The following is a 7,767-nucleotide window of genomic DNA, read 5'->3' as shown; positions in this document are numbered from 1 at the left end:
ACTCCAACGTTCTGGATAAAGTATCCCTGGTTTACGGCCAGATGAACGAGCCGCCAGGAAACCGTCTGCGCGTTGCGCTGACCGGTCTGACGATGGCTGAGAAATTCCGTGACGAAGGCCGTGACGTTCTTCTGTTCGTCGATAACATTTACCGTTACACCCTGGCCGGTACCGAAGTATCCGCGCTGCTGGGTCGTATGCCTTCTGCGGTAGGTTATCAGCCTACTCTTGCTGAAGAGATGGGTGTTCTTCAGGAACGTATCACTTCAACCAAAACCGGTTCTATCACCTCCGTTCAGGCGGTATACGTACCTGCGGATGACTTGACTGACCCATCCCCGGCAACCACCTTTGCTCACTTAGATGCAACCGTGGTACTGAGCCGTCAGATCGCGTCTCTGGGTATTTACCCGGCCGTTGACCCGCTGGATTCCACCAGCCGTCAGCTGGATCCGCTGGTTGTTGGCCAGGAGCACTACGACACCGCGCGTGGCGTACAGTCTATCCTGCAGCGTTACCAGGAACTGAAAGACATCATCGCGATTCTGGGTATGGACGAACTGTCCGAAGAAGACAAACTGGTGGTAGCACGCGCACGTAAAATTCAGCGCTTCCTGTCCCAGCCGTTCTTCGTCGCAGAAGTCTTTACCGGTTCCCCAGGTAAATTCGTATCGCTGAAAGACACCATCCGTGGCTTTAAAGGCATCATGGACGGCGAATACGACCACCTGCCTGAGCAGGCGTTCTATATGGTTGGCACCATCGACGAAGCCGTTGAGAAAGCCAAAAAACTTTAACGCCTTAATCGGAGGGTGATATGGCAATGACTTACCACCTGGACGTCGTCAGCGCAGAGCAGCAAATGTTCTCTGGTCTGGTCGAGAAAATCCAGGTAACGGGTAGCGAAGGTGAACTGGGTATTTACCCGGGCCACGCACCGCTGCTCACCGCCATTAAGCCTGGTATGATTCGCATCGTGAAGCAGCACGGACATGAAGAGTTCATCTACTTGTCCGGCGGCGTGCTGGAAGTTCAGCCAGGTAACGTAACCGTGCTGGCTGATACCGCTATCCGCGGTCAGGATCTCGACGAAGCGCGAGCCCTGGAAGCGAAACGCAAAGCGGAAGAGCACATCAAGAGCTCGCACGGCGACGTGGACTACGCTCAGGCGTCCGCGGAGCTGGCCAAAGCGATCGCCAAACTGCGCGTTATCGAGTTGACCAAAAAAGCGATGTAACACCGGCTTGAAAGCACAAAAGCCAGTCTGGTTTCCAGGCTGGCTTTTTTCTTGGCTGATGTAATCCTTAAGTGTGATATGTGTCACATAAATGTTGCGAAGGTCAGACGCCAGGCGTAGACTCTTTTTTTGTGAGTCAGATCACATAACAAGTGTGCTATGCAGGAATCAACATGAAACGCTTTCACAAATTCATCGCGCTGTTCCGCAATCTGAGCTTCTAATCCTCTGAATTGCCGGGCATAAATAATATGAGAAGGTCGCCAACGGGCGGCCTTTTTGTTTTTCTACGCCCGGTAGGGCTTGCTTCAGGTATCGAAAGAACAGCCAAAGCAGCAACATAGCGGCTAATCTTCAGATTATGGGGCTTTTTTTCGAGACAAAGGGCGCTACGATAGCTGAAAATAGCGTCATAAAATCGGTTTTGACTTTCACGTTGTGCGTTTTCTCTGCATCCCATTTCATGATGAAAAATATGTAGAAATTTCAATGTGAAAGGTTTTAACTTCTCACTCAAACTCCTGTCAGGATGCGTATGTCAAACAGTGCGATGAGCGTAGTGATCCTTGCCGCGGGCAAAGGTACTCGCATGTATTCCGATCTCCCGAAGGTGCTTCATACCCTCGCGGGCAAGCCAATGGTTCAGCATGTTATTGATGCTGCTGATGAATTAGGCGCCACTCAGGTTCATCTGGTCTATGGTCACGGTGGCGATCTCCTCAAAGAGACGCTGACCGAAGGTAATCTGAACTGGGTGCTCCAGGCAGAGCAGCTGGGTACAGGTCACGCGATGCAGCAGGCTGCGCCGTTCTTTGCCGATGATGAAGACATCATGATGCTCTACGGCGACGTACCGCTGATTTCCGTGGAAACTCTGGAGCGTCTGCGCGCCGCGAAACCGCAGGGCGGGATTGGTCTGCTGACCGTTAAACTCGATGACCCGACCGGCTATGGCCGCATCACCCGCGAAGACGGCAAGGTGACCGGTATCGTCGAGCATAAAGATGCAACCGATGCGCAGCGCCAGATTCAGGAGATCAACACCGGTATCCTGATTGCGGGCGGGGCCGATCTGAAGCGCTGGCTGGGCAAGCTCGACAACAACAACGCTCAGGGCGAGTTCTACATTACCGATATTATCGCAATGGCATACCAGGAAGGGCGTGACATTGCCGCCGTTCACCCGGATCGCCTGAGCGAAGTGGAAGGTGTGAATAATCGCCTTCAGCTTTCCCGTCTGGAGCGGGTGTATCAGAGCGAGCAGGCAGAAAAACTGCTACTGGCGGGCGTGATGCTGCGCGATCCGGCGCGTTTCGATCTGCGCGGTAGCCTGAACCACGGGCGCGACGTGGAAATTGATACTAACGTTATTCTTGAAGGTAACGTCACCCTGGGCCATCGCGTAAAAATTGGCGCGGGCTGCGTGATTAAAAACAGCGTCATTGGCGACGACTGCGAAATCAGCCCGTATAGCGTCGTGGAAGATGCACAACTGCACGCCGCCTGCACGATCGGTCCGTTTGCACGTCTGCGCCCGGGAGCTGAACTGCTGGAAGGCGCGCACGTTGGCAACTTCGTTGAGATGAAAAAAGCGCGACTGGGTAAAGGTTCTAAAGCCGGACATCTGAGCTACCTCGGCGACGCCGAGATTGGCGACAACGTGAATATTGGTGCGGGCACTATTACCTGCAACTACGACGGTGCTAACAAATTTAAAACACTCATCGGCGATGATGTGTTTGTCGGTTCTGATACCCAACTGGTGGCGCCGGTCAGCGTAGGTAAAGGCGCAACGATTGCTGCCGGAACCACCGTGACCCGCAATGTCGGTGACAACGAACTGGTATTAAGCCGCGTGCCGCAGGTCCACAAGCAGGGCTGGCAGCGTCCGGTGAAGAAAAAGTAAGTTGTAGGCCGGATAAGGCGGTTACGCCGCCATCCGGCAATGCAAAGCGCCTGATGCGTTTCGCTTATCAGGCCGACGGTTTTACAGGGCAGAGGGTGAAAAATATCACCCCACCCAACATGCAGCACCCATAAAAACAACCCCACTCTCTACAAGGCTCGGGGCTCCGGAAAAACCGGAAAACACAGGTCAGCGACAACGCATGGCATCATGCCATTTCAGGAAATCTAACTATGTGTGGAATTGTTGGCGCAGTCGCGCAGCGTGATATTGCTGAAATCCTTCTCGAAGGGCTTCGTCGTCTGGAATACCGGGGTTATGACTCTGCCGGTCTGGCAGTGGTCGACAGCGAAGGTCACATGACCCGTCTGCGTCGCCTCGGTAAAGTGCAAATGCTGGCTCAGGCCGCAGAAGAACATCCTCTGCATGGCGGCACCGGTATTGCGCACACCCGTTGGGCAACCCATGGAGAGCCGTCCGAAGGCAACGCGCATCCTCATATCTCAGACCACATCGTGGTAGTGCACAACGGCATCATCGAAAACCACGAGCCGCTGCGTGAACTGCTGCAGTCCCGCGGCTATGTATTCGCCTCCGAAACCGACACCGAAGTGATTGCTCACCTGGTGCACTGGGAGCTGGAACAGGGGGGAACGTTGCGTGAAGCCGTTCTGCGAACCATTCCGCAACTGCGTGGCGCGTACGGCACCGTGATCATGGATACCCGCAATCCGGATACTCTGCTGGCTGCCCGTTCAGGTAGCCCGCTGGTGATTGGTCTGGGCATGGGCGAAAACTTTATCGCCTCTGACCAACTAGCGCTGCTGCCGGTAACCCGTCGCTTCATCTTCCTTGAAGAAGGCGACATCGCGGAAGTGACCCGTCGCAGCGTGACCGTGTTTGCCAAATCCGGCGAACAGGTTAAACGCCCGGACATCGAATCGAATTTGCAGTACGACGCGGGTGACAAAGGCATCTACCGTCACTACATGCAGAAAGAGATCTACGAGCAGCCGAACGCTATCAAAAACACCCTGACCGGGCGCATCAGCCACGGCCAGGTCGATCTTAGCGAGCTGGGCGCTCAGGCCAACGATCTGCTCTCTAAAGTTGAGCATATTCAGATTGTAGCCTGCGGCACCTCGTACAACTCTGGGATGGTTTCGCGCTATTGGTTCGAAGCGCTGGCCGGCGTGCCGTGCGATGTCGAAATCGCCTCTGAATTCCGCTACCGCAAATCTGCGGTGCGCCGCAACAGTCTGATGATCACCCTTTCTCAGTCCGGTGAAACGGCGGATACGCTGGCGGCGCTGCGCCTGTCGAAAGAGCTGGGTTACCTGGGGTCGCTGGCAATTTGTAACGTGCCGGGGTCTTCGCTGGTGCGTGAATCCGATTTGGCGCTGATGACCAAAGCCGGAACGGAAATCGGCGTGGCGTCGACCAAAGCGTTCACCACGCAGCTGACCGTGCTGTTAATGCTGGTGGCGAAACTGGCAAACCTGAAAGGTCAGGATGCGTCTGTGGAGCACGACATCGTTCATGGCCTGCAAACGCTGCCGAGCCGCATCGATCAGATGCTGTCGCAGGACAAGCGTATTGAGGCCCTGGCTGAGGGCTTTTCAGACAAGCATCACGCGTTGTTCCTCGGTCGTGGCGATCAGTATCCGATCGCGCTCGAAGGCGCGCTGAAGCTCAAAGAGATCTCTTATATCCACGCCGAGGCCTATGCCGCGGGCGAGCTGAAACACGGCCCGCTGGCGCTGATCGATGCGGATATGCCGGTTATCGTTGTGGCGCCAAACAACGAACTGCTGGAAAAACTGAAATCCAACATCGAGGAAGTGCGCGCGCGCGGCGGCGTGCTGTACGTCTTCGCCGATCAGGATGCCGGTTTCACCAGTAGCGACAACATGAAAGTGATTGAGATGCCGCATGTGGAAGAGGTGATTGCGCCTGTCTTCTACACCGTCCCGCTGCAGCTGCTGGCCTATCACGTGGCGTTGATTAAAGGCACTGACGTGGACCAGCCGCGTAACCTGGCGAAATCTGTCACCGTCGAGTAAGCGTAAACCGGAGCTCTGCCAGGTGCAGAGCTCCTTTCTCATTTACAGGCGAAACGCGGCAACCGCCAGCCGCAGCTGTTCTGCCTGCTCTTCCAGTGACGCCGAGGCTACCGCTGACAGTTCCACCAGCGAAGCATTCTGCTGAGTCACGCTATCCATCTGCGAAACCGCCAGGCTGACCTGTTCGATCCCCCCTGCTCTGCTCTTTAGACGCGGTGGTGATTTCCCCCATGATATCGCTGACGCGCGTTACTGAGGTCACAATCTCCTTGACGACGGCAAAGCCTCATTGTCTTTGTTCACAGCGGAGTAAAACAACCCACCAGTAATGAGCTGAAGCGAACAGAAAAGGGCGAGTACGATGACGATGCCAGTCACGACGCGAAATTTGTTTTGCACAGGTTTCATCCATTAAATGTTGCGGGTTTATTAACAACATTGGAGATAACAGAAGAAGCTAAAGCTGATTTTTTCGACATCTGAAAAATGACAAACAGTCATCTTCAGCTAACTTTTTCAGTGTCACAAAAAGAAAATCTTACTGAAAAATCAACGTCATATGCGTGATTAACTTTTTGATTTTAATGGTTAAAAAACAAATGCCTTAACGCAAATATTTCATGTCATAAAACTGTCATAATTCGTACATTTAACTGTCACCTGTTTGCCCTATTTTGCTCAACGTAGCCACTTAAACAATGATTTACGAAATCCTGCAGGAGACATTATGAAAGTTATGCGTACCACTGTCGCAACTGTTGTCGCCGCGACCTTATCAATGAGCGCTTTCTCTGCATTCGCAGCAGCAAGCCTGACTGGCGCTGGTGCAACCTTCCCGGCGCCGGTGTATGCCAAATGGGCGGATACCTATCAGAAAGAGACCGGTAACAAGGTCAACTACCAGGGTATCGGCTCCTCCGGTGGTGTGAAGCAGATTACGGCTAACACCGTGGATTTCGGTGCTTCCGATGCGCCTCTGTCTGATGACAAGCTGGCTCAGGAAGGTCTGTTCCAGTTCCCGACCGTGATCGGCGGCGTGGTGCTGGCGGTCAATCTGCCAGGCTTCAAATCCGGTGAGCTGGTGCTCGACGGTAAAACCCTGGGTGATATCTACCTCGGTAAAATTAAGAAGTGGGACGACGAAGCGATTGCGAAGCTGAACCCGGGCAAGAAACTGCCTTCTCAGAATATCGCAGTAGTGCGTCGTGCTGATGGTTCCGGTACTTCCTTCGTGTTCACCAGCTACCTGGCGAAAGTGAACGAAGAGTGGAAATCCAAAATCGGCGCAGGCTCGACGGTTAACTGGCCGACCGGTCTGGGCGGTAAAGGCAACGACGGTATCGCCGCGTTCGTTCAGCGCCTGCCGGGTTCTATCGGCTACGTTGAGTATGCTTACGCTAAGCAGAACAACCTGGCTTACACCAAACTGGTTTCCGCCGATGGCAAATCTGTGAGCCCGACCGAAGAGAGCTTTGCTAACGCGGCGAAAGGCGCTGACTGGAGCAAATCCTTCGCTCAGGATCTGACCAACCAGAAAGGCGACGACGTGTGGCCAATCACTTCCACCACCTTCATTCTGGTCCACAAAGAGCAGAAGAAGCCTGAGCAGGGTGCTGAAGTGCTGAAGTTCTTTGACTGGGCCTACAAAAACGGCGCCAAAGAAGCAAACGCACTGGATTATGCGTCACTGCCAGAGAGCGTGGTTGAGCAGGTTCGCGCTGCATGGAAAACCAACGTGAAAGATAGCAGCGGTAAAGCGCTGTACTAATCGAGGTTTGTTGTTGATGGCGGATGGCGCTTCGCTTATCCGCCCTACAAAAATCAGGTAACATGCTGTTTTTGTAGGCCCGGCCAGCATAAGCGCCGCCGGGCATCGTTCGGGTGATTAACTGAAAGAGTAATTTATGGCTGCAACCAAGCCTGCATTTAACCCACCGGGTAAAAAGGGTGACATCATTTTCAGCGTGCTGGTAAAACTGGCGGCGCTGATTGTGCTATTGATGCTGGGTGGCATCATTGTTTCCCTGATTTTCTCCTCCTGGCCAAGTATTCAGAAGTTTGGTTTCTCCTTCCTGTGGACCAAAGAGTGGGATGCGCCAAACGATATCTACGGTGCGCTGGTGCCCATTTACGGCACGCTGGTGACCTCCATTATCGCCCTGCTGATTGCCGTTCCGGTGAGTTTTGGTATCGCCCTGTTTCTGACGGAACTCGCGCCAAACTGGCTGAAGCGTCCGCTGGGGATTGCCATTGAGCTGTTAGCCGCTATTCCAAGTATCGTTTACGGGATGTGGGGCCTGTTCATCTTTGCGCCGCTGTTTGCGACTTACTTTCAGGAGCCGGTCGGCAACGTACTGTCGGCGATTCCATTTGTCGGCGCGCTGTTCTCCGGCCCGGCGTTTGGTATCGGTTTACTGGCCGCTGGCGTGATCCTCGCCATCATGATTATTCCTTACATCGCCGCCGTTATGCGCGATGTGTTCGAACAAACACCGGTGATGATGAAAGAGTCGGCCTACGGTATCGGCTGCACCACCTGGGAAGTTATCTGGCGTATCGTT

7 protein-coding genes and 1 pseudogene are annotated in these 7,767 nt (G+C 54.0%); 6 read left to right on the top strand and 2 right to left on the bottom strand.

Going from position 1 to position 7,767, the window contains the following annotated elements:
* From atpD to glmS, 4 genes are all read left to right on the top strand, one after another.
* A partial coding sequence (gene atpD / locus RTU33_RS21475; protein ID WP_312630096.1) for a F0F1 ATP synthase subunit beta occupies window positions 1–797 on the top strand: 797 nt, incomplete at its 5' end.
* A gap of 20 nt (window positions 798–817) precedes the next feature.
* Window positions 818–1,237, top strand: coding sequence for a F0F1 ATP synthase subunit epsilon (locus RTU33_RS21470; protein WP_097162483.1), 420 nt, complete (start codon window positions 818–820; stop codon window positions 1,235–1,237).
* A 535-nt stretch (window positions 1,238–1,772) separates the two neighbouring features.
* Entirely contained in the window at window positions 1,773–3,143 is a 1,371-nt protein-coding gene (glmU, locus tag RTU33_RS21465; protein ID WP_312630092.1) for a bifunctional UDP-N-acetylglucosamine diphosphorylase/glucosamine-1-phosphate N-acetyltransferase GlmU, read from the top strand.
* A gap of 233 nt (window positions 3,144–3,376) precedes the next feature.
* The gene (glmS, locus tag RTU33_RS21460; protein WP_312630090.1) at window positions 3,377–5,206 is read left to right on the top strand and encodes a glutamine--fructose-6-phosphate transaminase (isomerizing); all 1,830 of its coding nucleotides are present in this window, start codon (window positions 3,377–3,379) and stop codon (window positions 5,204–5,206) included.
* Between the two features lie 42 nt (window positions 5,207–5,248).
* Here glmS and RTU33_RS21455 read toward each other — a convergent pair.
* Both RTU33_RS21455 and RTU33_RS21450 read right to left on the bottom strand, forming a co-directional pair.
* Window positions 5,249–5,480: pseudogene (locus RTU33_RS21455) on the bottom strand (methyl-accepting chemotaxis protein); the annotation flags it as partial.
* Window positions 5,465–5,614 (bottom strand): Tar ligand binding domain-containing protein, encoded by a 150-nt coding sequence (locus RTU33_RS21450; RefSeq protein ID WP_312630088.1) that lies wholly within the window; start codon window positions 5,612–5,614, stop codon window positions 5,465–5,467. The gene RTU33_RS21450 and the pseudogene RTU33_RS21455, both read right to left, overlap by 16 nt.
* A 319-nt stretch (window positions 5,615–5,933) precedes the next feature.
* On the opposite strand from RTU33_RS21450, the gene pstS reads away from it, so the two are divergent.
* Together pstS and pstC are read left to right on the top strand one after the other, a co-directional pair.
* Window positions 5,934–6,974 carry a phosphate ABC transporter substrate-binding protein PstS gene (pstS, locus tag RTU33_RS21445; RefSeq protein WP_312630086.1) on the top strand — a complete coding sequence of 347 codons (1,041 nt, stop codon included), beginning with the start codon at window positions 5,934–5,936 and terminating at the stop codon, window positions 6,972–6,974.
* A gap of 136 nt (window positions 6,975–7,110) precedes the next feature.
* A partial coding sequence (gene pstC / locus RTU33_RS21440) for a phosphate ABC transporter permease subunit PstC (protein ID WP_312630084.1) occupies window positions 7,111–7,767 on the top strand: 657 nt, incomplete at its 3' end.

Source organism: Scandinavium sp. (assembly GCF_032012665.1).
Taxonomy (GTDB): Bacteria; Pseudomonadota; Gammaproteobacteria; order Enterobacterales; family Enterobacteriaceae; genus Scandinavium.
The sequence above is the reverse complement of the archived record's forward strand: the minus strand, read 5'-3'. Positions and strand labels throughout refer to the sequence as shown.